This is a genomic window from Desulfovibrio sp. DV (assembly GCF_001936595.1).
Taxonomy (GTDB): Bacteria; Desulfobacterota; Desulfovibrionia; order Desulfovibrionales; family Desulfovibrionaceae; genus Solidesulfovibrio.
In genome coordinates, this window is sequence record NZ_MLBG01000033.1 from 1 (window position 1) to 23,842 (window position 23,842).

Genomic DNA, 23,842 nt, shown 5'->3' on the forward strand with positions numbered 1-23,842 from the left:
ACCCAATGCCAACCACCTCCCCCCTGTCGGGGGGGGGCCGGGGGGATCATCCCCCCGGCGGGGTTCGGGGCAGCGCCCCGATTCTGCCTTTTCGCCTTCCTCTAATCTTCGACTTCTGCATTCGCTTGGCGAATGGCTTCCCATTTTTCCCAAAAGGTCGGGAACGATTTGGCGACGCAGGCCGGGTTATCCAGGACCACGTCGATGCCGGCCAGTTCGAACAGGGCGGCGGACATGGCCAGGCGGTGGTCGTCGAAGGCGGAGAATTCCACGCGCTGGTCGGTGCGAAGCGGCCGGGGCCGGATGCGCATCCCGTCGGCCAGGGTGGTGACGACCGCGCCGGCCCGGGTGCAGTTTTCGGCCACGGCCTCGATGCGATCTGATTCCTTGAGGCGCAGGTGGGCCACGTTTCGGATGACGGTTTCGCCTGAGGCGAAGCAGGCGACGGCGGCCACGGTGGGCACGAGGTCCGGGCAGCGGCCCATGTCCAGTTCCTGGCCGGTCAGATCGCTCGGGTGGACGGTGAGGCCGGCCTCGGAAGCTTCGATGCGCGCGCCCATCTGGGCCAGGATGTCGCGGATGGCCCGGTCGCCTTGCAGCGAATCCAGGCGCAGGCCGGCCACGGTGACCGGGGCGGAGCCGATGGCCCCGGCGGCCAGGAAATACGACGCGCTCGACCAGTCGGCTTCCACGGCATAGGTGCGCGGCTGGTAGCGGGCGGGCTGCATGACGAAGCGGATCTGGCCGGGCACGACGTCGGTGAGGGTGCGCCAGTCCGTGGCGGCCCAGCCGTCGGCGGTGCGGGTTTCCACGGCAAAGGGCACGGAAAAATCGTCAAGCGTCGAGAGGGTGATGGCGACGTAGGGCCAGGACACGGTTTTGGTGCCGGAAATTTCAATGGTCAGCGGTGCAGCGGCCAGCGGTGCGGCCAGGAGCAGGCCGGAGAGGTATTGGGAGCTGTCTTCCAGGCTGATGTGGGTGGTGCCGCCGGTGAGGCCCCGTCCGACGAGCATCATGGGCGGGCAGCCGGATTTGGCCAGGTACAGGGCTTCCAGGCCCTGGGGGAGCAGGGCGTTTATGAGTTCGCCGATGGGCCGGTCGTGCATCCGGCCGTGGCCGCGCATTTCAAACAGGCCCTTGCCGGCGGCGGCGACGGCCGTCAGCAGGCGGCAGGTGGTGCCGGATTCGCCGACGTCGAGGATGACGGCGTCATCGGTTTCGGGATCGCCGCCCTGGGGATGGCCGGCAGTGCCGGAAACGATGATGGAGCCGTCGCTTTGGGGATGGATGTCCGCGCCCATGGCGGCCATGCACTCCCGGGTGCGGTGGATGTCCTGGCTGTCGAGCAGGCCGGTGACGCGGCTGGTGCCGGCGGCCAGGGCGGCAGCGATGACGGCCCGGTGGGACACGGATTTTGAAGGCGGCGCGGTAATGGTCGGCATATGGTCCTCGTGGGTTAGGCGATACGGGTCAGGGGGAGAGCCTCCGGCGGCCAAAGGGGTCTACCCCTTTGGAAACCCTCTATTGGATTTGTCCTCTCTTCAATCTTTCGAAGTTCGCTCTGCGTGATCCGTCCTTTCGCATGAACCCCTTCATAAATTTTTCCCATCCAGGGGGTCCGGGGGGATGATCCCCCCGGATTTCTTCTCTTCTTCTTACGCTTCTCTCTTACTCTTCCGTCTTCCCGGTCACGCCGTCGGCCAGATCCACCTGGGGGCCGGCCGGGTAGCAGCCGAGGATACGCAGACTGTGGGTGTTTTCGGTCAGCGTCGCCAGCAGTTTCTTGTATTCCTCGCGGGTCAGGTCGCATTGCAGGTCGGCGAAAAAGACGTACTGCCATTTTTCGCCCCGGATGGGCCGCGATTCGAGCTTGGTCAGGTTGATGCCTTCGCCGGCCAGATGCGACAGCACCTGAAAGAGCGCGCCGGGCTTGTTGGGCACGGTGAAAAGGATCGAGGTCTTGTCGCGCGTCTGCTGCTTGGTGTCTTCGGGGCCGATGATGAAAAAGCGCGTCCAGTTGTCGGGCAGGTCCTCGATGGGGCTGGCCAGGACATTGAGGTTGTGCATGGCGGCCAGGCGCAGGTGGCCGATGGAAGCGGCGTTGGGTTCGGCGGCCAGCCGGGTTGCGGCCGCGGCCGTGGAGTCGGTCGGGATGATCTTCGCCTTGGGCAGATGGGTCTTGAGCCAGGCGGCGCACTGGGCCAGGGGCTGGGGGTGCGAGTAGACGGTGTCGATAGTCTCGATGCTCGTGGCCGTGGAGAGCAGGGCGTGGCTCACGCGGCAGGTGATTTCGGCCTGGATAAATACGTTGTAGCGCTGGAAGTTGTCCAGGCTCTGGCCGATGGTGCCTTGCAGCGAATTTTCCAGGGGCACGACGCCAAGGTCGGCCTGCTTGCCGGCCACGGCGGCAAACACGTCGCCGATGGTGGTCTGGGGCAGGAAATCCGGGGAATGGCCCAGGGCGGCCATGGCGGCGAAGTGGGAGAACGTGCCTTCGGGGCCGAGATAGCCCACCCGTTCGGGGCGCTGGAGCCGGCGGGAGGAGGATAAAATCTCGCGGTAGATGCTCAGCAGATGGCCGGCGGGCAGGGGCCCGGGGTTGGCTCCGACGAGGCGGGCCAGGACTTCCTGTTCGCGGAAGGGTTTGAAGATGGCGCTGTCGCAGCCGTCCTTGCGCCGCCCCACCTCCAGGCTCAGGGCGGCGCGTTTGTTGAGCAAGGCCAGGATGTCGTTGTCCAGGGAGTCGATGCCGTGGCGGATTTCCAGCAGGGCTTCTTCCAGGGAACCCGGGGGCGCGATGGTGTCGGGGCTGTCCGGGTTCATATCATCCTTCCTTGATGTCTTCGGCGATGCGCATGCCGAAGTGGCGGCCGGCCACGTCGGTGGCAACCAGCACCCGGTCGCCAACGGCCAGGGTCACGACACTGACGGGTTTGCCTTCGGGGGTGACCACGCGGATGGTCTCGGCGTTTTGCAGGAAGACCTTGCCTTCCTTGCCCGCGACCTCGGCGGTTATAAGCAGCATGGGCCGGATTTCGGTTTTGACCCGGCCGACCACGGCGGTCTTGGTGGCACCGGTGTGCGAGACGATGAGCACTTCCGAACCCGAGGCCAGTTCTTCCAGATAGCGGGTCTTGTCGCCGGGCATCTGGCAGTAGGCGTGGACCGCGCCGGCATTGATGCGAAAGGGCCGGGCCGCGACGTAGGGGTTGGACTCGGTCTCGGCATTGACCAGGAAGGTGAAGGCCGAGGAATTGCCGACGAGCATCCCCTCGCCGGTCTTTAAGATGCTTGTCGTGTCCACGCAGACCCGGTGGCCAAGGCCTGCGTGTTCAATTTTGGTGATGGTGGCCGTGGCGAGGTCCATGGTGCCCTGGGAGAGTTTCAGTTCGTTGACGATGGTTTTGAGGTCGCACACGGCTTCGGGGGTGATGAGCAGCTTGTCCGCCCCGCGCTCCAGGACCCCGGCGGCCAGCCGCGCCCGGTCCAGGCTTTCGCACTCAAGCCCCAGGCCCTCGGTGCAGGCCAGGATGTTTTCCACCGGAATGATCTCCCAACCCTTGGCCAGGAAGGTCGGCCGACACGCGTTGAGCGATTCGATGGCCGTTCCCTCGTCGTCCTTGCAGCAGATGGGGATCAGCTCGAACTCCTCGGGCGTCATCACCTTGGTGCGCCCCAGGGCCAGAATGCTGTCGGCATCGGCTGCCTCGGCCACGAAGCCGTCCACGCCGGATTCGAGGCCAAGGGTGACGATATTTTTGTCGAAGGGAACGACCTTGAGCCATATTTCCTTGGTCATGACCTAATCCTTCAGAAGTTCGAGGGCCTGATCCACTTCCCAATCGAGGTGGACGATGCCGTGCAGGGCCTGGACCATGCGGGCCGGCTGGGCGTGCTGGAAGATGTTGCGGCCAATGGACAGACCCGAACCGCCGGCCTGGATGGAATCGTGGGCCATTTGCAGCAGATCGCGGTCGTTGTCCATTTTGGCGCCGCCGGCAATGACCACCGGGATGCAGCAGGCATCGGTCACCCGGGAGAAGGATTCGATGTCGCCGGTGTAGGGCACCTTGACCACATCGGCCCCGAGTTCCGTGCCGACCCGGGCGCAGTGGGCCACCACTTCGGCGTCGTACTCGTTTTTGACCTTGGGGCCTCGGGCGTAGACCATGGCCAGGACCGGCATACCCCATTCGGCCGCCCGGGAAGTGGTTTCGCCGAGGTGGGCCAGCATGTCGCGCTCGGTCTCATCGCCGAGGTTGACGTGCAGCGACACGGCATCGGCTCCGAGCTTGATGGCGTCCTCGACGGTGCCGACCAGGGTCTTGGCGTTGGGGTAGGGCGAGAGGCTGGTGGAGGCGGACAGGTGGATGATGAGGCCCACGTCGCGGCCGCGGCCGCGATGGGAACAGCGGGGCAGGCCCTTGTGCATGAGCACGGCGTTGGCGCCGCCTTCGGCCACCTGGTTGACGGCGTCGCGCATGTCGATCAACCCGGATATGGGGCCGACAGTCACGCCATGGTCCATGGGGACGATGATGGCGCGATGGGTGTTGCGATTGAAAATGCGTTCGAGGCGGACGGCTTTTCCAAGCAGCATGGCGATCTCCTGTGGTTTGGCCCTCCCGGCTGCGGACGCCGGCGACATGATAATAAAAAAGGGCCGCCGGCTTGATGCCCGCGGCCCTGGAGTGGCTCGTTGCGGTTGACTAGTTCGACCGCACCCCCCCCAGACCACGGGCGTGGCTAAACCAGAACCAAAAGTAGAACCCGGAGGTCAGATTACGGAGGGTTTGCATGGGCAATACGGGTACTTGTCCGCGTCCTGTCCTGTCAAGCGGTTTTTTTGCATCCGGTTTGGGCCGGCAATCCGGCCCGCACCTGCCGGGCCGCTTCGACCAGATTGGCCAGGGCGGCGGTCACCTCGTCCCAGGTGCGGGTTTTGAGCCCGCAGTCCGGGTTGGCCCACAGGCGCGTCGGGTCGATGACGGCAGCGGCCCGCGTCAGCAGGTCGGCCATCTCGGCCACCGAGGGCACGCGCGGGCTGTGGATGTCATAGAGCCCCGGACCGATTTCGTTGGGATAGCCGTCCCGGGCAAAGGCGGTAAGCGGCTCCATGCGGCTGCGGCTGGCCTCGATGCTCAAGACGTCGGCGTCCATGGCGGCAATGGCCGGGACGATGTCGCCGAAATCGGCATAGCACATGTGGGTATGGATTTGGGTTTCGGCCTTGGCCACGGCGGCGCTTAGGCGAAAATCATCCACGGCCAGGGCCAGGGCGGCCTCCCAGTCGCGCCGGCGAAGCGGCAGCCCCTCGCGCAGGCCCGGTTCGTCGATCTGGATGGCCCGGATGCCGGCGGCTTCGAGGTCGGCCACCTCGTCGCGGATGGCCAGGGCGATCTGGCGGCGGGTCACTTCCCGCGGCTGGTCGTCGCGCACAAAGCTCCAGGCCAGGATGGTGGACGGGCCGGTCAGCATCCCCTTGACCGGTTTGGGCGTGAGTGACTGGGCGTAAACGGCCAGGGCAACGGTCATGGGGCCGGGGCGGGACACGTCGCCGTAAATCACCGGCGGCTTGACGCAGCGCGTGCCGTAGCTTTGCACCCAGCCGTTTCGGGTGAAGCAGAATCCGTCGAGCATCTCCCCGAAAAACTCCACCATGTCGTTGCGTTCCGGTTCGCCGTGGACCAGCACGTCAAGCCCGAGCGCCTCCTGCCGGGCGATGGCGTCGGCCACGCCGGCCTTTACAAAAGCGTCGTAGGCTCTGGCGTCGAGTTGCCCCTGGCGAAAGCGGCGTCTGGTCTGGCGGATTTCCGGGGTCTGGGGGAAGGAGCCGATGGTGGTGGTCGGCAGCAGGGGCAGACCCAAAGCGGCCCGCTGTTGTCCGGCCCGGACGGCATAGGGGGCCGGACGGTGGAACATGTCCACGGTGATGTCGGCCACGCGGCTGCGCACGGCCGGGTTGGCCAGCCGGGGGCTTTTGCGGCGCGACTCCCAGGCGGCCCGGTTGGCGGCCAGGGCCTCGGCCACGTCCGGACGGTCAGCGCCGCCCGGGGCGGCGGCGTCGGCCAACAGGCGCACCTCGCGGCATTTCTGCACGGCAACGGCCATCCACGACTTGATTTCCGGGTCAAGTTCGGTCTCGGCGTCGAGATTGACCGGACAGTGGAGCAGGGAGCACGACGGGGCGAGCATGAGCCGGTCGGCCCCGAGATGGCTGGCGGCCAGCCCGATGCGGGCCAGGGCGGCGGCAGCGTCCACCCGCCAGATGTTGCGGCCGTCGACCAGCCCCAGGGACAGGGCGGTGTCCGGGGCCAGGGACTTGGCCACCAGGGCAAGCTGGGTGGGGTCGCGCACCAGATCGACATGCAGGGCGGCCAGGGGCAGGTCCCGGGTAAAGGCCAGATTGTGGGCGATGCTGCCAAAGGGCGCGGCCAGCATCAGTCTGGCCGGGCCGGCCGCCTCGGCCAGGGCGGCATAGGTCCGGCGGAAGGGGGCGAGCAGATCGGCCGGCAGATCCTGGCACAGGACCGGCTCGTCGAGTTCGATCCAGGGACAGGTTTCGGCCAGCCGGGCCAGCAGGTCGCAGTAGGCCGGCAGGAGCCGGGGCAGCAGGGTCAGCCGGTCAAAGGGTTCGCCGGCGCAGGAGCCAAGCAGCAGGAAGGTGGCGGGACCTGGCAGCACGGCCTTGGCCGCAAAGCCGGCCGTGCGGGCCTCGGCCGCCTGCCGGAGGATGGCGTCGCCGGCCAGGGCAAAGGTCTGGTCGGGCTCAAATTCCGGGACGAGGTAGTGGTAGTTGGTGTCAAACCACTTGGTCATCTCAAGGGCCGTGACGTCGCCCCGGGCGTCCTGGCCGCCCCGGGCCATGCGGCAGTAACGATCGAGGTCCACCGGCCCGCCGGTCTGGCCGTAGCGCCGGGGCACCACGCCAAAGAGCACGGCGGCGTCGAGCATGTGGTCGTAGAGCGAGAAATCGCCCACCGGCACGAGGTCGATGCCTGCGTCGCGCTGGACGGCCCAGTGGGCAAGGCGCAGGGCTTGGGCGGTGCGGTGGAGCTCGCCTGGGGAGACGCTGCCGGCAAAAAAGCCTTCCAGCGCGGTCTTGAGTTCGCGGGCCGGCCCCATGCGGGGAAAGCCCAGGGAATGGGTAAGCATGTACCATCCTCCTAAAATGCCCGAAGGCGTTTGGTGCGGAGGTCGACATGCCCCGGGATCGGGGTGGGAGCGCGAAAAAAGAAGACCCGTTCCCAAGGTGGGGAACGGGCGCGGGTGCAGCACGGAAGGACGCGCCAAAGCGGTTCCCGTCGCTGGTACTCCGGCCCATGTCGCGAGGCCCGAATGCCGACCGTTTTCGAGGCGTCTTCTGGCTTACGGGGCTGGTCGTTAGACCGTGGCCTGTGGCCGCGTCCTTCCCGGGAAACCCCAGTGGACGATGGCCGGCTGACCCCGAATACAGCAGCGCGACTGCGACGGATTCCCACCGTCTTCCGTTTCTCGAAAGGTCCTTGAGTCAAGTAGCCGGAAAAATATAGTCGGGGAGGTTGTCTGCGTCAAGGCGGCTGCGGGGAGGGCTGGGTGGGCTTCCCCGGGAGGGGGCCGGTGGGGTCGGGTTGCGGACCTTTTGCCCGGGCCGGGCCGGGCAGCGTCAAAAAAGTCACAAGAAGCAGGGAGGTGGCTTGAGGAAGCGGGGTAAACGGGGAAAAGGTCTTGCGAGGGGTGTGGCGGTCTGCTAGCTTGGACGGTGAACCCACTACCGACCGCGGGAAACGAGGGAGCCTTTTTGCCGGGCTTTCGGGGGGGTCTTGCCGGTTTTCGGGCGGACGTGAAAAAAAGAACTTTGATCTTGACGGGGCTTGCGGCGCTTGTTAATTTGCTCACAAGCTATCCGCCGGTCATTCAGGAACAGCAAGAATATTGGTGGCTTGCCTCGCTGCAAGGCGGGCAGGGCAAACGTCCCGGGCATTCGGAACGTACTCACAATATCGGCACCAAGCGACGCCAGGGCGCATGGACAGGCCGGAGCAGGGTGCGCAAGCACTGTCACTGCAGCGGCGCGCGGATGTCCTGTCGCACCAAGGCGTTCAGCTCTTTAATGGATTGGGCGCTGGGTGTACAACAACTAAACGTTTGGAGGACTACTTATGCCTACCTTTGTGGATCCGAGCAAGTGTGACGGATGCAAAGGCGGTGAGAAGACCGCGTGCATGTACATTTGCCCCAATGACCTGATGATTCTGGATCCTCAGGAGATGAAGGCCTTCAATCAGGAGCCTTCGGCTTGTTGGGAATGTTATTCCTGCGTGAAGATCTGCCCCCAGGGCGCCATCTCGGCCCGCCCCTACGCTGACTTCGCTCCCATGGGCGGCACCTCGATCCCCATGCGTTCTGCCGATTCCATCATGTGGACCGTGAAGTTCCGCAACGGCAACATCAAGCGCTTCAAGTTCCCCATCCGCACCACCCCCGAAGGATCGATCAAGCCCTTCGAAGGCAAGCCCGAGCCGGGCGACCTGGAAAGCGAGTTGCTCTTCACCGAGACCTCGCTGGCTACCCCGAAGGAAGCCCTGGGCAAGAAGTTCGACGTTTCCGGCGCGGACACCGTTCAGTGCTGGCTCGACGGCTTCTGCAAATAGTTTTTGTTGCCAACCGCTTAGCCATCCACCTCACGGAGGAACAATATTATGCCGACCATTCCCGTTAAGGACGAGCCCAAAGGCGTTGCCCTTGCCGAGCCGGAACTGATTGAAAAAGACGTTGACATCCTTTTTGTCGGCGGCGGCATGGGCTGCTGCGGCGCGGCTTTCGAAGCCGTTCGCTGGGCCGACAAAGTCGGTGGCGACATCAGCATCATGCTGCTTGACAAGGCTTCCCTCGAGCGCTCCGGCGCCGTTGCCCAGGGCCTGTCTGCCATCAACACCTATCTTGGCGACAACAATGCCGACGACTACGTCCGCATGGTCCGCACCGACCTCATGGGTCTGGTTCGCGAAGATCTGATCTTCGACCTTGGCCGCCACGTCGATGATTCCGTCCACCTGTTCGAAGAGTGGGGCCTTCCCTGCTGGACCAAGGGTGATGACGGCCACAACCTCGACGGCGCCCAGTCCAAGGCCGCCGGCGTCTCCCTGCGCACCGGCGCCAAGCCGGTCCGTTCCGGCCGTTGGCAGATCATGATCAACGGTGAGTCCTACAAGTGCATCGTGGCCGAGGCTGCCAAGAACGCCCTGGGCCAGGATCGCTACCTGGAGCGCGTCTTCATCGTGAAGCTGCTCCTGGATGCCAAGCAGCCCAACCGCATCGCCGGTGCTGTCGGCTTCTCGACCCGCGAAAACAAAGTCTATGTCTTCAAGTCCAACGCCATCCTGGTGGCTTGCGGCGGCGCGGTCAACGTGTACCGTCCCCGCTCCACTGGTGAAGGCATGGGCCGCGCCTGGTACCCCGTGTGGAACTCCGGCTCCACCTACACCATGTGCGCTCAGGTCGGCGCTGAGATGACCATGATGGAAAACCGCTTCGTCCCGGCCCGTTTCAAAGACGGTTACGGCCCGGTCGGCGCGTGGTTCCTGCTGTTTAAGGCCAAAGCCACCAACGCCAAGGGTGAAGACTACTGCGTCACCAACCGCGCCATGCTCAAGCCCTACGAGGATCGCGGCTACGCCAAGGGTCACATCATCCCGACCTGCCTGCGTAACCACATGATGCTTCGTGAAATGCGCGAAGGCCGCGGCCCCATCTACATGGACACCGCCGGCGCCCTCCAGGCCACCTTCGCCAACTTGAATGCCGAGCAGCAGAAGCACCTCGAAGCTGAAGCTTGGGAAGACTTCCTCGACATGTGCGTCGGCCAGGCCAACCTGTGGGCCTGCACCGACACCGAGCCCGAGAAGAAGGGCTCCGAGATCATGCCGACCGAGCCGTACCTGCTTGGTTCGCACTCCGGTTGCTGCGGCATCTGGGTCTCCGGCCCGGACGAAGCCTGGGTTCCCGAAGAGTACAAGATCAAGGCTGACAACGGCAAGATCTACAACCGTATGACCACGGTCAACGGCCTGTGGACCTGCGCTGACGGCGTCGGCGCTTCCGGCCACAAGTTCTCCTCCGGCTCCCACGCTGAAGGCCGTATCTGCGGCAAGCAGATGGTCCGCTGGGTTGTCGACCACAAGGACTTCAAGCCCACCCTGTCCGTCACCGCCGCCGAGCTGGCCAAAGAGATCTACCAGCCCTGGCACACCTTCAAGGACAACGTCGGTCTTTCCACCGACCCGATTGTCAACCCGAACTTCATCAGCCCGCATAACTTCATGATGCGTCTGGTCAAGTGCACGGACGAGTACGGCGGAGGCTGCGCCACCCTGTACACGACCTCCAAGACCCTGCTCGACACCGGCTTCCAGCTGCTGCAGTACCTGGAAGAGGACAGCAAGAAGCTGGCCGCCCGTGACCTGCACGAACTGATGCGTTGCTGGGAGCAGTACCACCGCCTGTGGACCGTTCGTCTGCACATGACCCACATCATGTTCCGCGAAGAGACCCGTTACCCGGGCTTCTACTACCGCGGCGACTTCCTGGGCCTGGACGACACCAAGTGGAAGTGCTTCTGCAACTCCAAGTACGATCCGGCCACCAAGGAAACCAAGGTCTTCAAGAAGACCTACTACCAGATCATTCCCGACGCTCAGTAGGGATGACCAGAGCGGCCGCAGGCAACTGCCTGCGGCCGCTTTTTAACGGTCTTACCCGGGCGGATGGACCGTGCCTTGTACGCCTGCGGCGGGAGCGGTCTATCCTCGCGGATCAGGCCGTTTTCTTGCTGGCCTTAACCATTGCCGGGAGGTTGCGATGTCGAGCAACGCGATACTGGTCGTCGGCGGCGGCTTCAGCGGCATCACCGCCGCGCTGGAAGCCGCGGAGGTCGGCCACGAAGTCTACATCGTCGAGAAAAACCCCTTTCTCGGCGGCCGGGTGATGCAGCTCAATAAATATTTCCCCAAGCTGTGCCCCCCGTCCTGCGGTCTGGAAATTCAGTTCCAGCGCATCAAGAACAATAAAAAAGTCAAATTCTTCACCCTGGCCGAAGTGACCAAGGTCACAGGCAAGGCCGGCGACTACGAAGTCACGGTGAAGATCAAGCCCCGGTACGTCGAACCCGGCAGCGTTGATCTCACCGAGACCTGCAAAAAGCTTTCCAAGGACACCCAAAGCGACTTCGAACTGGGGCTTGGCACGCGCAAGGCCCTGTACATGGATGTCCCCTTTGCCTTCCCCAACCGCTACGTTCTGGACAAGGAACGTTGCACCAAGGAAGACCTGGAGCTTTTGTCCGGTTCCGACGTCATCAACCTTGACGACGCTCCCAAAGAGATCGTCCTCAAGGTCGGCAGCATTGTCTATGCTACCGGCTGGAAGCCCTACGACGTGACCCGGCTGACCAACCTCGGCGCCGGGGACATCGCCAACTGCGTCACCAACATGCAGCTTGAGCGCCTGGCCTCGCCCACCGGTCCGACCAATGGCCAGATCGTGCGCCCCTCCGACGGCAAAGCCCCGCGCAGCGTGGCCTTTGTCCAGTGCGCCGGGTCGCGCGACGAAAACCATCTGAACTACTGCTCCTATATCTGCTGCATGGCATCGCTGAAGCAGGCGGCCTACGTCCGGGAAGCTTTCCCCGACGCCCGGGTTACCATCTACTACATCGATCTGCGCACACCGGGCCGTTATGACAACTTCGCCAAGCGCATCCTTGACGACGACCGCATCAACACGGTCAAGGGCAAGGTCGCTGCCGTGGCCGAAGACGCCGGCACCGGCGACGTCATCCTGACCGTGGAAGACGCCGTCTCCGGCATCAAGTCCGACAACCGTTTTGATCTGGTCGTCCTGGCCACGGGGATGCAGCCGAGCATTGCCGGCGAGCGCCTGCCTGTGGACGTGCCCGTTGACGAAATGGGCTTTATTGTGGGCGGCGAGGAAAAGGGCATTTTTGCCGCCGGTTGCGCCGCCACGCCCCTTGACGTGATGAAGTCGGCCCAGTCGGCCACCGGCGCGGCCATGAAAGCAATCGCTTCGGTGAGAGGGAGGTAGCGGCGATGGCCGAAAAAATCGGTGTGTATATCGACGAATCCAGCGTCGCCCCGCTTCTGTCTGCCGAGGAGTTGGTTGCGTACGTCAAGCAAAAATGCGCTGGGGCCTGCCCCATCGTCAAATCAGCCAAACGGCTGTCCAGCCCCGAAGCCGTGGCCATGATCAAGGCCGACATCGAGTCCGGCGTCCTGGACGCCGTGCTGCTGGCCGGCACCTCGCCCCGCGTCGACTGGGAAGTCTTTGACTTCGGCGACAAGATCCTCGTCGACCGCGTCAACCTGCGCGAGTTCGTGACCCTGGCCTACAAGAACCCCGACGGTTCGGCACCGGTCCCGGGACAGCCCATTCCGGACGAACTGAACTCCATGGTGCGCGACTACCTGCGCATGGGCGTGGTCAAGCTCCAGAAGATGGGGACGCCCAATCCCGAGGTTCCCGAGACCAACAAGACCATCCTGGTGCTTGGCGGCGGCTGGACCGGCATCAATGCCGCCCTGTCTGCTGCCGGGGCCGGCTATGAAGTGATTCTCGTTGAAAAGGAAGCGGCCCTTGGCGGCAAGGCTGCCGGCCTGTACAAGACCTTCCCGCTGGCCTACCCCTACCTGGAAGCCACCGACACCGGCCTTGACCGGCTGGTCGGCCTGATTAACGGCAACAGCAAGATCAAGGTCCGCCTGTCCACGACGCTCAAGCTCCTGGCCGGCGCTCCCGGCCTCTACGAAGCCACCCTGGCTTCGAGCGGCAAGGAAGAGACCCTGCCCATCGGTTCCGTGGTGCTGGCCGCCGGCTGGACCCCCATGGACGGCGACGTCCTGGCCCCCTACGGCTACGGCACGCTCAAAAACGTCGTGACCTCGGCCGAGTTCGAAGCCATGGTCAAGGCCGGCGCCATCAAGCGCCCCAGCGACGGCAAGGCCCCGGGAACCGTGGCCTTCATCGTCGACGTGACCAAGGCTATGGAAGCCAAGCCGGCCGCTCCGGTTGAGGAAGCCCCGGCCGAGGCAGCCAAGCCGGCCGACAAGAAAGAGGACACGCCAGCCGAGCCGGTCTTTAGCCCCATCAAGACCCCCAAGCATCTGGCCTACTCATCGGAATTGACCAGCCTTGTGGCCCTTAAGCAGGCCAACTACGTGCGCGAAAAGCTCGACGACGCCGTGGCCATGATCATCTATGACAACATGATGGTCCCCGGCATCAACGAGCGCTACTACCGCGCCGCCCAGGACAACCCGGGCATCATGCTGACCAAGGGCACCGTCACCGGTGTGGCCGAGGAAGGCATCGGCCTGGTGGTTGCGGCCAAGGACACCCTCCTTGGCGGCGACATCACCCTGGCTGCCGATCTGGTGGTCGTGCCCACCGGCCTGGTGCCGGCCACGGCCCTGGATCCGACCATCAACCTGCTCTATCGCCAGGGCCCGGCCTTCCCGGATCTGCAGCTCTTTGACGGGTTTGCCGATTCGAACTACATCTGCTTCCCCTACGAGACCCGGCGCACCGGCATCTACGCCGCCGGTTGCGTCCGCCAGCCCATGACCATGGCCCAGGCCAGGGACGATGCGGCCGGTGCGGCGCTCAAGGCCATCCAGTGCATCGAGTCGGCCAGCCGGGGCGTGGCAGTGCATCCCCGTTCGGGCGACCTGTCCTACCCGGTGTTCAACTTCGTGCGCTGCACCCAGTGCAAACGCTGCACCGAGGAATGTCCGTTCGGAGCCCTCGACGACGACGAAAAGGGAACGCCCAAGCCCAATCCCACGCGTTGCCGCCGTTGCGGTACCTGCATGGGTGCCTGCCCGGAACGCGTCATCTCCTTTGACAACTACAACGTCGACATGATCGGTTCCATGATCCGCGAGTGCGAGATTCCGCCGAAAATCGAAGAAGGCGGCCCCCGCGTGCTCATCCTGGCCTGCGAAAACGACGCCTATCCGGCCCTGGATATGGCTGCGCTTCGCGGTCGGAAATGGAGCCCCTACGTTCGCATCATCCCGGTTCGCTGCCTGGGTTCGGTCAACGCCATCTGGGTTGCCGACGCCATGAGTAAGGGTGTTGACGGCGTCATGATGCTCGGTTGCAAATACGGCGACGACTACCAGTGTCACTTTGTCAAGGGCTCCGAAATCTGCAACCGCCGCAAGGAAAACATCGCCGAGTCCCTCAAGCGTCTTGGCGTCGAGCCCGAGCGGGTCGAGCAGTATCAGGTGGCCATTGACGAATACGACAAGATTCCCGACATGATCGACCAGTTCATGGACATGGTCCTCAAGATCGGGCCGAACCCGTTCAAAGGCTATTAGGAGGGAAGGCTCCATGGCATACGAGCAGCGTATCAAACCCGATCTGCAGTTCGTCAAGGACGTGCAGGCGGCCGGTGGCGAGGCAGTCAAGAAGTGCTACCAGTGCGCCACCTGCAGTGTCGCCTGTCCCTTGGCCCCCCCTGAGACGCCCTTTCCCCGCAAGGAAATGGTCTGGGCGCAGTGGGGCCTCAAGGACCGCTTCGAAGGCGACATCGACATCTGGTTGTGCCACAACTGCCAGACGTGCTCCGACCTGTGCCCCCGCGGCGCACGGCCGGGCGATCTGATCTCGGCCATTCGCAACATCACCTACCGTGATCTGGTCGAACCGACCGTCATCGGCAAATGGATGGCTTCGCCCAAGCATCTGCCCAAGCTGATCGCCATTCCGGCGGTTCTCTACCTGCTCATCTGGTTGATGACCACCGGCTTTGGCCTGCCCCAGGGCGAGATCATCTACGGCAAGCTGTTCCCGGGCGATTACACCATTGACCCCATCTTCGGTCTGGTTGCCCTGTTCGTGGCGTACTCCTTTTACAAGGGCGTCATGAAGTTGTGGACAAGCTTTGACAAGTCCATCCCCACCACCCTGCAGATCGGGGCGAAAATCAAGAAGCCGACCTTGCTCGAATCCCTCAAGGCTGTGCTTTTTGACGAAGTCGCCACCCACGTGAAGTGGAACGACTGCGGTAACAATAACACCGAGCGGTTCAAGGGCCACTTGTCGCTCTTTTACGGCTTCGTGGCTCTGGCCATTGTCACGTCCATCGTGGCGGTCTCCCACTGGGGCGGCCTGATCGTGCCCTTCATCGCACCGCTTGGGCACACGCCCATGCCGCTGTGGAGTCCGGTCAAGCTGCTGGCCAACATCGGGGCCATCGCCCTGCTGTACGGCCTGACCATGCTGACCCGCCGCCGCATCAATGTTGACCCGGCCAAGTCCACGTCGTCGTATTACGACTGGTATCTCCTTGGCGTCATCTGGGTTGTCGCTCTGACGGGCCTTGGGGCGGAGATCTTCCGTCTGGCCGGTGTGGCCTCTTTGGGCTATCCGACCTATTATCTGCATCTCGTTGCGGTGTTCATGCTGTTCGCCTATCTGCCCTGGTCCAAGCTTGGGCACTTGGTCTACAGAACGACGGCGCTGGTTTACGCCCATCAGGTTGGGCGTCTCCCACTCAAACGTGAAGAAGACAAAACTTTCATGATTTAATAGGAGGGTACCATGGCTGAAGCGCGCAAAGTGTTCCCCATGAATACGTTCGTGTCGTACCTCAAGGGGATCGACAAGGAAGGCAACAAGAAAGGCGTGGCCGAGATGGTCGGTTTTATGTCCGGCATGGAAATCGACGCGGAACTCGCGCCGTTTGCCGCCGCTCTCGCCAAGGCCTGGATCTATGAGCAGCATCCGGAACTGGTCCGCATGAGCTCCGGCGAACTGGGCGCCACTGCCCAGAACGTCTCCGTGGCTGTGCTGCCCCCGGACGTCGTGGCCGAGGTCAATGCCATTTTCGCCAAGCTGACCGACTCCAAGAAGACCATTGACGAGCAGGCCGCCAAGCTCGCCACGGTTGAAAAGGAACTGGTCGAGAAGACCGCCATCTTGAAGGACGTCGAAGTCCGCATGAAGGCCGCCGAGGACAAAGCCAAGCGTCTGGAGGATTCCTCCAAGGACGCCGGCGAGAAAGTCATCGTCGCTTCCGAGGCCAAGGTTGTCGAGTACATTGGCAAGGTCGACGAGCTGCTCAAGCTGATCGAAGATGTCAAAAAGCACGGCGTTGTCACCGTCTCCGGCGGCGGCGCGGCTGCGGCCGGCGATGCGGCTGGCGGATCCGGCGAACCCGATGTCGGCGGCACGCCGTCCTCGGATTTCGGCTTCGGCTCCGACGCCTTTGCCACCGACAAGTGGTAGCAATCGACTCCGGTCGATTCTCAGGGAGGCCCTTCGGGGCCTCCCTTTTTTTATGCCGGCGCTGCCGGGGAATGCGGCGGCAGGTTGTCGCGAACCTGTGTTTCCTGCTGCAACGGATCGGCCCGGATGCCCAGAAAGGGGCCAGGAGCCTGCGGGTGGGCGGCCAATTCCGGGGCAGGGGAGGTTGCTGGAAAAAGAGTCGGAGAACCACCGGCAGGGGCTGGCACAGCGGCAAAAGATACAGTACCCAGGAAATCAGACGGCAAGGAAAGCACCTTGCCTGAATGGGGTTGGCAGGGAGGGCGTATGCGTCTTGACAGCTCTTCGCGTCTGGCGGTTGGTGGGCTCGTTTGCCTGTTGGTCCTCGCAACGACCCTGGCCTGGGGAAGCGAACTGGACACGGTGCGTCAGGCCATCACGGCCGCCGGCGTCTCCTGGACGGCCGGGGAGACGTCTGTCTCCCGTATGAGCCCGGAACAGCAGGACCGCCTCTGCGGCGGTCTGGCTGAAACCGTACCGGAAGAGGCCGTCTTGCGCCTGGATACGGTTCCGGCCGATGCGCTGCCGGCCAGTTACAGCTGGCGTGACGTCAATGGGAAGAATTACGTGACGCCGGTGCGCAACCAGCAGACCTGCGCCAGTTGTTTTGTGTTCGCCCCGGTGGCCGCACTTGAAGCCCGGCTGTTACGGACGTTTGAGCGCCCTGGCTCCGATATCGACCTTTCCGAGCAGATTCCGCTCGCCTGCTCCGGGGCTGGGGATTGCATCGCCGGCGGCTACGCCAGTACGGTTTCGACCTATCTGAAAACAACCGGGACGGCCAAAGAGACTTGCTATCCCTATACCAACACCGACGGAACCTGTGGTGCGGCCTGCGCCAATTGGCAGAATTCCCCGTTTACAGTGACGGCCTGGTCCTATGCCAATGCGACGTTTCCGGCCACGGCAACCCTTCTCAAGACGGCCGTGTATACCAAGGGCCCGGTAGTCGCCAGAATGGTGGTTTATTCGGATCTCCATACCTATACCGGTGGGGTCTATGCCAAGGTCAGCGGCGAAAACAAGGGCGGCCATTTCGTGCTGGTCGTGGGCTGGGACGACAGCACCTCGGCGTTCCTGGTGAAAAACAGCTGGGGTACGGACTGGGGCGAAAGCGGCTATTTCTGGATCGCCTATTCGCAGCTGGCCTCGACAGAGGTCCGATTCGGCGAGTGGGTGTATGTTTACGACGGGGCCGCCGGTCCTGTCGCCGGGTCTGTCCCGGCGGCCAATTCGCTGTTGCTTGGCAACTGACGGCCGGGTGTCGGCCCGCCTGTCCGGCAGGGGGGCCTTTGTCATTTTGGAGCCTGGGCTGCCTCTGCCTCCTGCCGGCGTTTGCCGGCCTCTTCCCGCAATCGGTCGAGAATCTGGTCATAGCCTTCGGGGCGGTGGGGCCGCAGGCACGGGGTGCAGTCCTTGACACCGTGGCGCGTCAGGCTGTCGCCGCCGCAATTCTCCAGAAAATACAGGGGGCAAAAACAGAACAGGCAATTGAACGCGGCTGCATCGGCCTCAGGGTGGCAGGGAAAGTAGCGACAGGCGGTGTTACGAAAAAAGCGGTGGCTGTTGTCCACGACATCTCCGGGAAAGGCGGCACGGGGTTTGCAACCCATGGTTCGCGTCCGTGCCAAGAACGAAACACCGGGATGAAGCAATGGCCATACAGACAACCACCTCTACTCCCCAGGATTTCCTGACGAAAGCCGCTGGGGCCACACCGGGATCGGCCAAGGCCAAGCTCGATCCCAAGTTTTTTGAGATCATGCTGCAAAGCGGCTACGGGATCAACGCGGAAGTCGGCAAGTCGAGCAAGCTGACCATCCCCAAAGAGCAGATGATCAATGGTCTTGAGATGTTGTCTTCCGGCCAGGGAAGCGGCCAGGATGCCGCCCTGTCCATGCTCGGCTACCAGACCACCGCCAAGGGCTTGACGGGCGGCGAAGGCGCTCTGGACAAGTTCCAGGGCAACGCCCTGGCCACCCTGTCGCGCATGGCCATGGAGCAGGCAGGCGGCCAAAGCGGGGCGTCCTCGCCCCAGGCCGACGCAGCGGCCGGCGGATCCAGCCTGCGTCGGGCCGTTGACAAGTCGGCCGTGCGCATGGCGGCCAGCCCCAATGCCCGCCATCCCGACGATCTCGGCCACCTCGGCCGGGTGGGCCAGGCCTCGGGCCGAGCCGGGTTTACCAAGCGCGAAGAGGAGCTCCTGCTGGCGGCGGCCGGGGCGGAAAACATTTTGGCCGAAACTTCCCGGGTGGAAAAAGCCAAGGAAGTTGCCGCGACCTCGCACAAGGTCCTGCCCTCCACCCTGGAGCACAAGGCCGGCCAGCTCTCGGCCCAGTACGAATCCAATTCCGAGGTCGACTACATCGGCTATGACAGCCGGGGCGGCACCTCCTACGGCCAGTACCAGATCGCTTCCAAGACCGGCACCATGGACTATTTCATCCGTTTTCTCGACGACAAGGCCCCGGATATCGCCGGGAAACTGCGCGCGGCCGGATCGGCCGACACCGGCGGCCGGACCGGACGGATGCCGGCCGTCTGGAAGGACATCGCTGCCGCCGATTCCAAGCGCTTTGAGGCCTTGCAGCACGAGTTCATTCGCGGCAACAATTATTCCCCGGCCGCCAAATCCATTGTCCTGACCACCGGGGTGGACGTCACCCGCCGCTCCTACGCCCTGCGCGAGGTCTTGTGGAGCACGGCCGTGCAGCACGGACCGGGCGGGGCCGAGCGCATTTTCACCCAGGCCATCGAAAAGGCCGACGCCATGCCGGCCGGTCAGGATTTTGACAAGGCGGTCATCGAGGAAGTCTACAAGATTCGTGGCCAGAAGTTCTATCGCCACAACAAGCGCATCCGCGATGCTGTCCAGTCGCGCTTCAAGGACGAAAAGACCACGGCCATTGCCCTGCTCGACAGCCCGGCCGTCTAGCCCGGCCCGGGTTGCCTTTCCGGATAAAACCCGGGGCCTGCAGGCTTTGCCCTGGCCGGGTTTTGATGTAGGGAGGGCTTATGACGCAAGGCACCTCCACGCCCGACGCCGCTGGCGACGCCGCCCATCTGGCCAGGAAGCTCGACAACCTCAGGCGGTGTTTCGCCTTGTCGCGTCTGGTGGCCGAATCCCTGGATCTGTCCGAAGTGCTCGAGCGCATCATGACCACCTCGCGCCAGGCCCTGGGGGCCGAGGCGGCAAGCCTGCTGCTGGTCGATGAGACACCCGGGCCGGGCTTTGGCGAACTCATTTTTACCGTGGCCCAGGGACCGGCCTGCGACCGGCTGCAATCAGGCTTCCGGCTGGCTCCGGGCGAAGGCGTGGCCGGCTGGGTGGCGGCCCGGGGCGAGGCCGTGCTCTTGCCCGACGCCTACGCCGACTCCCGCTTCAACCGGGCCGTGGACACGGTGACCGGCTATCGCACGCGCTCCATGCTGTGCGTGCCGCTCATTTACCGCGAACGCATCGTCGGCGTGGTCCAGTGCATCAACAAGGTCGGCGGCGGGGAGTTCACCCCGGACGATTTGGAGACCTGTTCGCTGTTGGGAGCCCAGGCTGCCGTGGCCATTGTCAATGCCCGGCTGCACGGCGAAGCCCTGGCCAAGCAGCGCATGGATTTCGACATGGAAGTGGCGGCCAGCGTCCAGCAGGGCTTTTGGCCCAAGGACGCGCCGGCCCTGTCCGGCTTCGATGTGGCCGGGGTGAGCCTGCCCTGCGATGCCACGGGCGGGGATTATTACGATTATCTCATGCGTCCGGGCTGCGTCCGGGAAGGGCTTTTTCTGGTGGCCGTCGGCGACGTTACCGGGCACGGCATCCAGGCAGCCCTTTTGATGGCCAGCGTCCGGGCGTTTTTGCGTTCACGCCTGCTCTCGCCCGGCTCTCCGGGCGAAATCGTCAGCGACGTCAACCGGCTGCTCACCGAGGACATGGGCACGAGCGGCCGGTTTATCACACTGTTTTTGCTGGAACTGTGTCCGGCTGCCGGGGAACTGCGCTACGTGCGGGCCGGCCATGATCCGGCCCTGCTGTACAACCCGGCCAGCGGCGAATTTCAGGAACTCGGCGGGCGGGGTATCCCGCTTGGAATCGAGGCCGACTGGCGCTATGAGGAAAACGTGGTACAAGGATTGCCGCCTGGAGCCGTTTTGGCTCTGGGCACGGACGGCATCTGGGAAGCGCGCGGCCAGGAGGGCGAAATGTACGGCAAGACCCGTCTGCGCCAGGCCCTGCGCCGGGCTGCGGCCGGGGATGCCGGGAGTATCGCCCGGGCGGTGCTGGCCGATTTGTCGGCCTTCACCCAGGGCGAACCCAACCATGACGACGTGACCCTGGTCGTCATCAAGGCCCTGCCGGGCGCGAAACATACGGAGGCGGCATGAAGTTGACGTACGCCATGATAGCGGCCCTAGCGGTCGGTTTGTTGCTGACTGGTTGTGAGAAAGAGGACGCCAAGGGCTTCCCCAAGGTGGATTACAACAAAGACGGAAAGATCATTTTCGAGGAATTGATCGTGGTCTTTCCGGATCTGACCGTGGATGAATTCCTGGCTGCCGATGCCGACACCAACGGCAGCCTGGATGACAAGGAATACACCCGTCTGCGCCAGGCCCGGGATGCGGGCAAGAAGCTCGACGCCGCTTCGCCGCCGCCGGCTCCGGCTGTGGCTCCCAAGGCTCCCCCGGCTGAACCGGACAAGGCGGCCCCGGCCAAGGCGGCCGAACCGGCCCCGGCGCAGGCCCCGGCGGCTGGCCCCGCCCCGACGCCGGCTCCGGCAACGACCCTGCCGCCGGCCGGCCCGAGTGCGGCCGCGCCCCAGGCTGCGGCCCCGGTGGCCGAAGTGGTGGAGACCGTGGTGGCCGAGTCCGGCCCGGCCGAACCGGCCCAGCCGGCGGCTCCCCAGACCTACACCGTGGCCCGGGGCGACACGCTCTCGCGCATTGCCAAGAAATTCGGCATCACCTCCAAGGAGCTCATGGCGGCCAACGGCATGAAGGATGCCGACCGCATCGATGCCGGCCGGGTGCTGACGATTCCCGCCCCGGCCACGGCTCCGTCCGGCCCGGGCAGCAGTGTCCAGCCGGCGGTGACGGTCTTTGTGGCCGACTATTTCGCCAAAAGCAGTTCCGGCGATATAACCGCCCTGGTTGACCTCTACGACACGTCCGTGGAGTATTACAAGAAAGGCCGGATCGGGACGGATGTGGTGCGCCAGGACAAGACCGCCTATTTTGATCGCTGGCCCGAGCGGACCTACAAGGCCGCCGCCGCCACGGTGACGCCGCTGCCCGGCGGCAACCTCAAGGTGACGGTCCCGGTGGATTATACGGTCAAACGGGCGGACAAGTCTGCCCGGGGCCAGGCGACGTTTACGTTGATGCTGCGGCCTGCTGGCGGATCGTTCCGCATTGTCGGCGAACAAAGCGCGGTGACCGAGCGCAAGTAGCGGCCATCCGGAACGGTTGCAGTACGAAAGCCGGAAGGGGGACCTTTCGGCTTTTTCCGTGTCGGCGTGTCCTGGAGCCAGCAGATATGCTGCAAAAAATTGACATCAAGACCCTGGTGCCCGGCATGTACGTGGTGGACTCCGGCCTGTCCTGGCTGGAGCATCCCTACCTGTACAGCCAGGAAGGCGAGGTGCGAAGCCTGGGGGCAGTGCGCGAGATCCAGGCCGGGGGCTATACCGAAGTTTTTATCGACACCGAGCGGGGCGATTTTGCCCGGACCCGGATCGGGACAGGGCCGCAGCAACCCTCCCTGGTCGAACTGCTGGCCCGGGGGCCGGCCGGGCGCGAGGCTCCGTCCGTGCCCCTGGCCAAGGAGTTGGAGACGGCCCGGGTGGTGTACCGGGACTGCCTGTGCATTGCCCGTGAGTTCCTTGGCGATGCCAAGGCCTGCCGCGAAATGGATCTCGCCGTGCCGGTGAGCCTGGTCGATGCGGTGATTTCCAGCGCCGTGCGCAATCCCGACGCGCTTTTGGCCCTGTGCAAACTGCGCAGCCATGACGTCTACACCTTCACCCACGGGGTCAACGTGTCGGTGCTGTCCGTGGCCTTTGGCACCTCTCTTGGGATCGGGGCGCAGGGGCTCAAGGAGTTGGGGCTGGCCGGATTGTTCCACGACCTGGGCAAGACCGGGGTGGCGGACGTGATCCTCAACAAGCCCGGCCGCCTGACCCCCGGGGAATTTCATCAGGTGAAAGCCCATCCCGGCCTTGGCCGGGAGCTGCTCGAAGGTCGGGGACTGCCTGAGGCGGTGCTGCGCGGCGTGGCCGAGCACCATGAGAAATGGGGCGGCACCGGCTATCCTGCCGGTCTTGCCGGCGAGGACGTCCATGCCTGGGCGCGCATCATCGGCGTGGCCGACGTGTTCGACGCCCTGACCAGCCGGCGGGCGTACAAAAACGCCATGCTGCCCACCCGGGCCCTGGGGGTGCTCTACGGGATGCGGGATCGCGATTATCCACCAGGGCTGGTGGAGTGTTTCATCAAGTTCATGGGCCCCTATCCGGTGGGCAGTTTCGTGCGCCTGGGCAGCGGGGAATACGCCTTTGTCCGGACATCCAATCCGGGCCGGCCGCTTTTCCCCGAACTGCTCCTGGCCTTTGATGCGGCCATGCGCCCGGTGCCGCCCCGGGTCCTGCCCGCTGCTTCCGCAGCAGCCGGGCCTTGGGCCATTGCCGAGGCCCTGGACCCGGCCGCCTTTGGCATCGATCCCATGGACTACCTCGTCCACTAAGGCCAGCCGGCGGAAGGTTTTTCCCGGCACGCTCGTTGCATCAGATGCCCGGGGCGAGACCGCCCCGGGAGCGTGCCATGGACATCACCACCACCTACGACAAGACCAGCCAGCAGATGACCGTGCGCTCGGGGACCGACACGTCCTCGAAGTCGTCAAATACCCGCACCAGCGTGGCAAGCACGGCTTCGGGCACGGCCTCGGGCCTGAGCCTGGACAGCGCCTATATCAGCCCGGCCCTGCAGGCCAAGGCCCAGACCGAGGCCCTGCAGACCCAGTTCACCAAGACCCTGGCCGCCAAGTTCGAGGAACAGGGCATCGACGTCAGCCAGCCCATTACCCTGACCCGCACGGCCGACGGAATCGTGACAGTGGCCGGCGAGCACCCGGACAAGGAGGCCATCGAGCAACTCTTTGCCGATGTGCCGGCCCTGACCGAGGCCTTTAACGCCCTGGCCGACAGCAGCTCCAGGCTGGCTTCCATGACCGCCAGCCAGTCGGCCTCCCTGGTTCGGGCCAACGGCTATGCCGCCTACCTCACCCAGATGAGCAGCACCGCCTCCACCAGCGATTTCTACTACAGCTACATGGAAGGGGCCTCCACCAGCTATTTCGGTTGATCCGGGCGGCAGACGGGACATGATACGGGCCTGGAGCGGTTGCTCCAGGCCCTTTCGCCGTTGCTCCCCCGTGGTGGCGGATGCCGGCAAGACAAGCGCCAGCGTGCGTTGCCGGACGCGCTCACAATAAAACATGCCGTGGCCTCCTGTCGCCTGGGAC

18 protein-coding genes and 1 riboswitch are annotated in these 23,842 nt (G+C 64.3%); of the genes, 12 read left to right on the plus strand and 6 right to left on the minus strand.

Annotated features, from left to right (window positions below):
* Nucleotides 1-101: 101 nt before the first annotated feature.
* The 5 genes from aroA to metE form a co-directional block, all read right to left on the minus strand.
* On the minus strand, nucleotides 102-1,442 hold the full coding sequence (gene aroA, locus DVDV_RS09585) for a 3-phosphoshikimate 1-carboxyvinyltransferase (protein WP_075354456.1): 1,341 nt from the start codon (nucleotides 1,440-1,442) through the stop codon (nucleotides 102-104).
* 226 nt (nucleotides 1,443-1,668) lie between these two features.
* The gene (pheA, locus tag DVDV_RS09590) at nucleotides 1,669-2,823 is read right to left on the minus strand and encodes a prephenate dehydratase (RefSeq protein ID WP_075354457.1); all 1,155 of its coding nucleotides are present in this window, start codon (nucleotides 2,821-2,823) and stop codon (nucleotides 1,669-1,671) included.
* A 1-nt stretch (nucleotide 2,824) separates the two neighbouring features.
* Complete coding sequence (locus DVDV_RS09595) at nucleotides 2,825-3,799, minus strand: 3-dehydroquinate synthase II family protein (protein WP_075354458.1); 975 nt, start codon at nucleotides 3,797-3,799, stop codon at nucleotides 2,825-2,827.
* A gap of 3 nt (nucleotides 3,800-3,802) precedes the next feature.
* A complete protein-coding gene (locus DVDV_RS09600) occupies nucleotides 3,803-4,600 on the minus strand; it encodes a 2-amino-3,7-dideoxy-D-threo-hept-6-ulosonate synthase (protein WP_075354459.1) in 798 nt (265 codons plus the stop codon).
* A 233-nt stretch (nucleotides 4,601-4,833) separates the two neighbouring features.
* On the minus strand, nucleotides 4,834-7,155 hold the full coding sequence (metE, locus tag DVDV_RS09605; RefSeq protein WP_075354460.1) for a 5-methyltetrahydropteroyltriglutamate--homocysteine S-methyltransferase: 2,322 nt from the start codon (nucleotides 7,153-7,155) through the stop codon (nucleotides 4,834-4,836).
* 181 nt (nucleotides 7,156-7,336) lie between these two features.
* Nucleotides 7,337-7,524: riboswitch (cobalamin riboswitch) on the minus strand.
* Nucleotides 7,525-8,141: 617 nt separating this feature from the next.
* On the opposite strand from metE, the gene aprB reads away from it, so the two are divergent.
* From aprB to DVDV_RS09640, 7 genes are all read left to right on the plus strand, one after another.
* A complete protein-coding gene (gene aprB, locus DVDV_RS09610) occupies nucleotides 8,142-8,633 on the plus strand; it encodes an adenylyl-sulfate reductase subunit beta (protein ID WP_075354461.1) in 492 nt (163 codons plus the stop codon).
* 48 nt (nucleotides 8,634-8,681) lie between these two features.
* Nucleotides 8,682-10,682 (plus strand): adenylyl-sulfate reductase subunit alpha, encoded by a 2,001-nt coding sequence (gene aprA / locus DVDV_RS09615; RefSeq protein ID WP_075354462.1) that lies wholly within the window; start codon nucleotides 8,682-8,684, stop codon nucleotides 10,680-10,682.
* 70 nt (nucleotides 10,683-10,752) lie between these two features.
* Complete coding sequence (locus tag DVDV_RS09620) at nucleotides 10,753-12,081, plus strand: CoB--CoM heterodisulfide reductase iron-sulfur subunit A family protein (RefSeq protein WP_368482913.1); 1,329 nt, start codon at nucleotides 10,753-10,755, stop codon at nucleotides 12,079-12,081.
* 5 nt (nucleotides 12,082-12,086) lie between these two features.
* On the plus strand, nucleotides 12,087-14,378 hold the full coding sequence (locus tag DVDV_RS09625; RefSeq protein WP_075354464.1) for a hydrogenase iron-sulfur subunit: 2,292 nt from the start codon (nucleotides 12,087-12,089) through the stop codon (nucleotides 14,376-14,378).
* Between the two features lie 13 nt (nucleotides 14,379-14,391).
* Nucleotides 14,392-15,591: a quinone-interacting membrane-bound oxidoreductase complex subunit QmoC gene (qmoC, locus tag DVDV_RS09630; protein ID WP_075354465.1), complete on the plus strand. Its 1,200-nt coding sequence runs from the start codon at nucleotides 14,392-14,394 to the stop codon at nucleotides 15,589-15,591.
* A 12-nt stretch (nucleotides 15,592-15,603) separates the two neighbouring features.
* Nucleotides 15,604-16,290: a hypothetical protein gene (locus DVDV_RS09635; protein WP_075354466.1), complete on the plus strand. Its 687-nt coding sequence runs from the start codon at nucleotides 15,604-15,606 to the stop codon at nucleotides 16,288-16,290.
* 306 nt (nucleotides 16,291-16,596) lie between these two features.
* Entirely contained in the window at nucleotides 16,597-17,583 is a 987-nt protein-coding gene (locus DVDV_RS09640; RefSeq protein WP_075354467.1) for a C1 family peptidase, read from the plus strand.
* Nucleotides 17,584-17,624: 41 nt separating this feature from the next.
* Here DVDV_RS09640 and DVDV_RS09645 read toward each other — a convergent pair whose 3' ends face one another.
* Nucleotides 17,625-17,942, minus strand: coding sequence for a cysteine-rich small domain-containing protein (locus DVDV_RS09645; protein WP_254845333.1), 318 nt, complete (start codon nucleotides 17,940-17,942; stop codon nucleotides 17,625-17,627).
* 41 nt (nucleotides 17,943-17,983) lie between these two features.
* Here DVDV_RS09645 and DVDV_RS09650 point away from each other — a divergent pair, with 41 nt between their 5' ends.
* The 5 genes from DVDV_RS09650 to DVDV_RS09670 all read left to right on the plus strand — a co-directional run bounded on the left by DVDV_RS09650 (nucleotide 17,984) and on the right by DVDV_RS09670 (nucleotide 23,682).
* A complete protein-coding gene (locus tag DVDV_RS09650) occupies nucleotides 17,984-19,264 on the plus strand; it encodes a hypothetical protein (protein WP_075354468.1) in 1,281 nt (426 codons plus the stop codon).
* An 80-nt stretch (nucleotides 19,265-19,344) separates the two neighbouring features.
* A complete protein-coding gene (locus DVDV_RS09655) occupies nucleotides 19,345-20,706 on the plus strand; it encodes a PP2C family protein-serine/threonine phosphatase (protein ID WP_075354469.1) in 1,362 nt (453 codons plus the stop codon).
* Entirely contained in the window at nucleotides 20,703-21,770 is a 1,068-nt protein-coding gene (locus DVDV_RS09660; RefSeq protein ID WP_075354470.1) for a LysM domain-containing protein, read from the plus strand. Before DVDV_RS09655 ends, DVDV_RS09660 begins: the two co-directional genes overlap by 4 nt.
* A gap of 86 nt (nucleotides 21,771-21,856) precedes the next feature.
* Entirely contained in the window at nucleotides 21,857-23,062 is a 1,206-nt protein-coding gene (locus DVDV_RS09665) for an HD-GYP domain-containing protein (protein WP_075354471.1), read from the plus strand.
* A 77-nt stretch (nucleotides 23,063-23,139) separates the two neighbouring features.
* On the plus strand, nucleotides 23,140-23,682 hold the full coding sequence (locus tag DVDV_RS09670) for a hypothetical protein (RefSeq protein ID WP_075354472.1): 543 nt from the start codon (nucleotides 23,140-23,142) through the stop codon (nucleotides 23,680-23,682).
* Nucleotides 23,683-23,842: the final 160 nt, after the last annotated feature.

Coding starts and splice junctions, on each gene's coding strand:
- aroA (WP_075354456.1), bottom strand. CDS start 1,442: ATGCCGACCATTACCGCGCCGCCTTCAAAATCCGTGTCCCACCGGGCC.
- pheA (WP_075354457.1), bottom strand. CDS start 2,823: ATGAACCCGGACAGCCCCGACACCATCGCGCCCCCGGGTTCCCTGGAA.
- DVDV_RS09595 (WP_075354458.1), bottom strand. CDS start 3,799: ATGACCAAGGAAATATGGCTCAAGGTCGTTCCCTTCGACAAAAATATC.
- DVDV_RS09600 (WP_075354459.1), bottom strand. CDS start 4,600: ATGCTGCTTGGAAAAGCCGTCCGCCTCGAACGCATTTTCAATCGCAAC.
- metE (WP_075354460.1), bottom strand. CDS start 7,155: ATGCTTACCCATTCCCTGGGCTTTCCCCGCATGGGGCCGGCCCGCGAA.
- aprB (WP_075354461.1), top strand. CDS start 8,142: ATGCCTACCTTTGTGGATCCGAGCAAGTGTGACGGATGCAAAGGCGGT.
- aprA (WP_075354462.1), top strand. CDS start 8,682: ATGCCGACCATTCCCGTTAAGGACGAGCCCAAAGGCGTTGCCCTTGCC.
- DVDV_RS09625 (WP_075354464.1), top strand. CDS start 12,087: ATGGCCGAAAAAATCGGTGTGTATATCGACGAATCCAGCGTCGCCCCG.
- qmoC (WP_075354465.1), top strand. CDS start 14,392: ATGGCATACGAGCAGCGTATCAAACCCGATCTGCAGTTCGTCAAGGAC.
- DVDV_RS09635 (WP_075354466.1), top strand. CDS start 15,604: ATGGCTGAAGCGCGCAAAGTGTTCCCCATGAATACGTTCGTGTCGTAC.
- DVDV_RS09640 (WP_075354467.1), top strand. CDS start 16,597: ATGCGTCTTGACAGCTCTTCGCGTCTGGCGGTTGGTGGGCTCGTTTGC.
- DVDV_RS09645 (WP_254845333.1), bottom strand. CDS start 17,942: ATGGGTTGCAAACCCCGTGCCGCCTTTCCCGGAGATGTCGTGGACAAC.
- DVDV_RS09650 (WP_075354468.1), top strand. CDS start 17,984: ATGGCCATACAGACAACCACCTCTACTCCCCAGGATTTCCTGACGAAA.
- DVDV_RS09655 (WP_075354469.1), top strand. CDS start 19,345: ATGACGCAAGGCACCTCCACGCCCGACGCCGCTGGCGACGCCGCCCAT.
- DVDV_RS09660 (WP_075354470.1), top strand. CDS start 20,703: ATGAAGTTGACGTACGCCATGATAGCGGCCCTAGCGGTCGGTTTGTTG.
- DVDV_RS09665 (WP_075354471.1), top strand. CDS start 21,857: ATGCTGCAAAAAATTGACATCAAGACCCTGGTGCCCGGCATGTACGTG.
- DVDV_RS09670 (WP_075354472.1), top strand. CDS start 23,140: ATGGACATCACCACCACCTACGACAAGACCAGCCAGCAGATGACCGTG.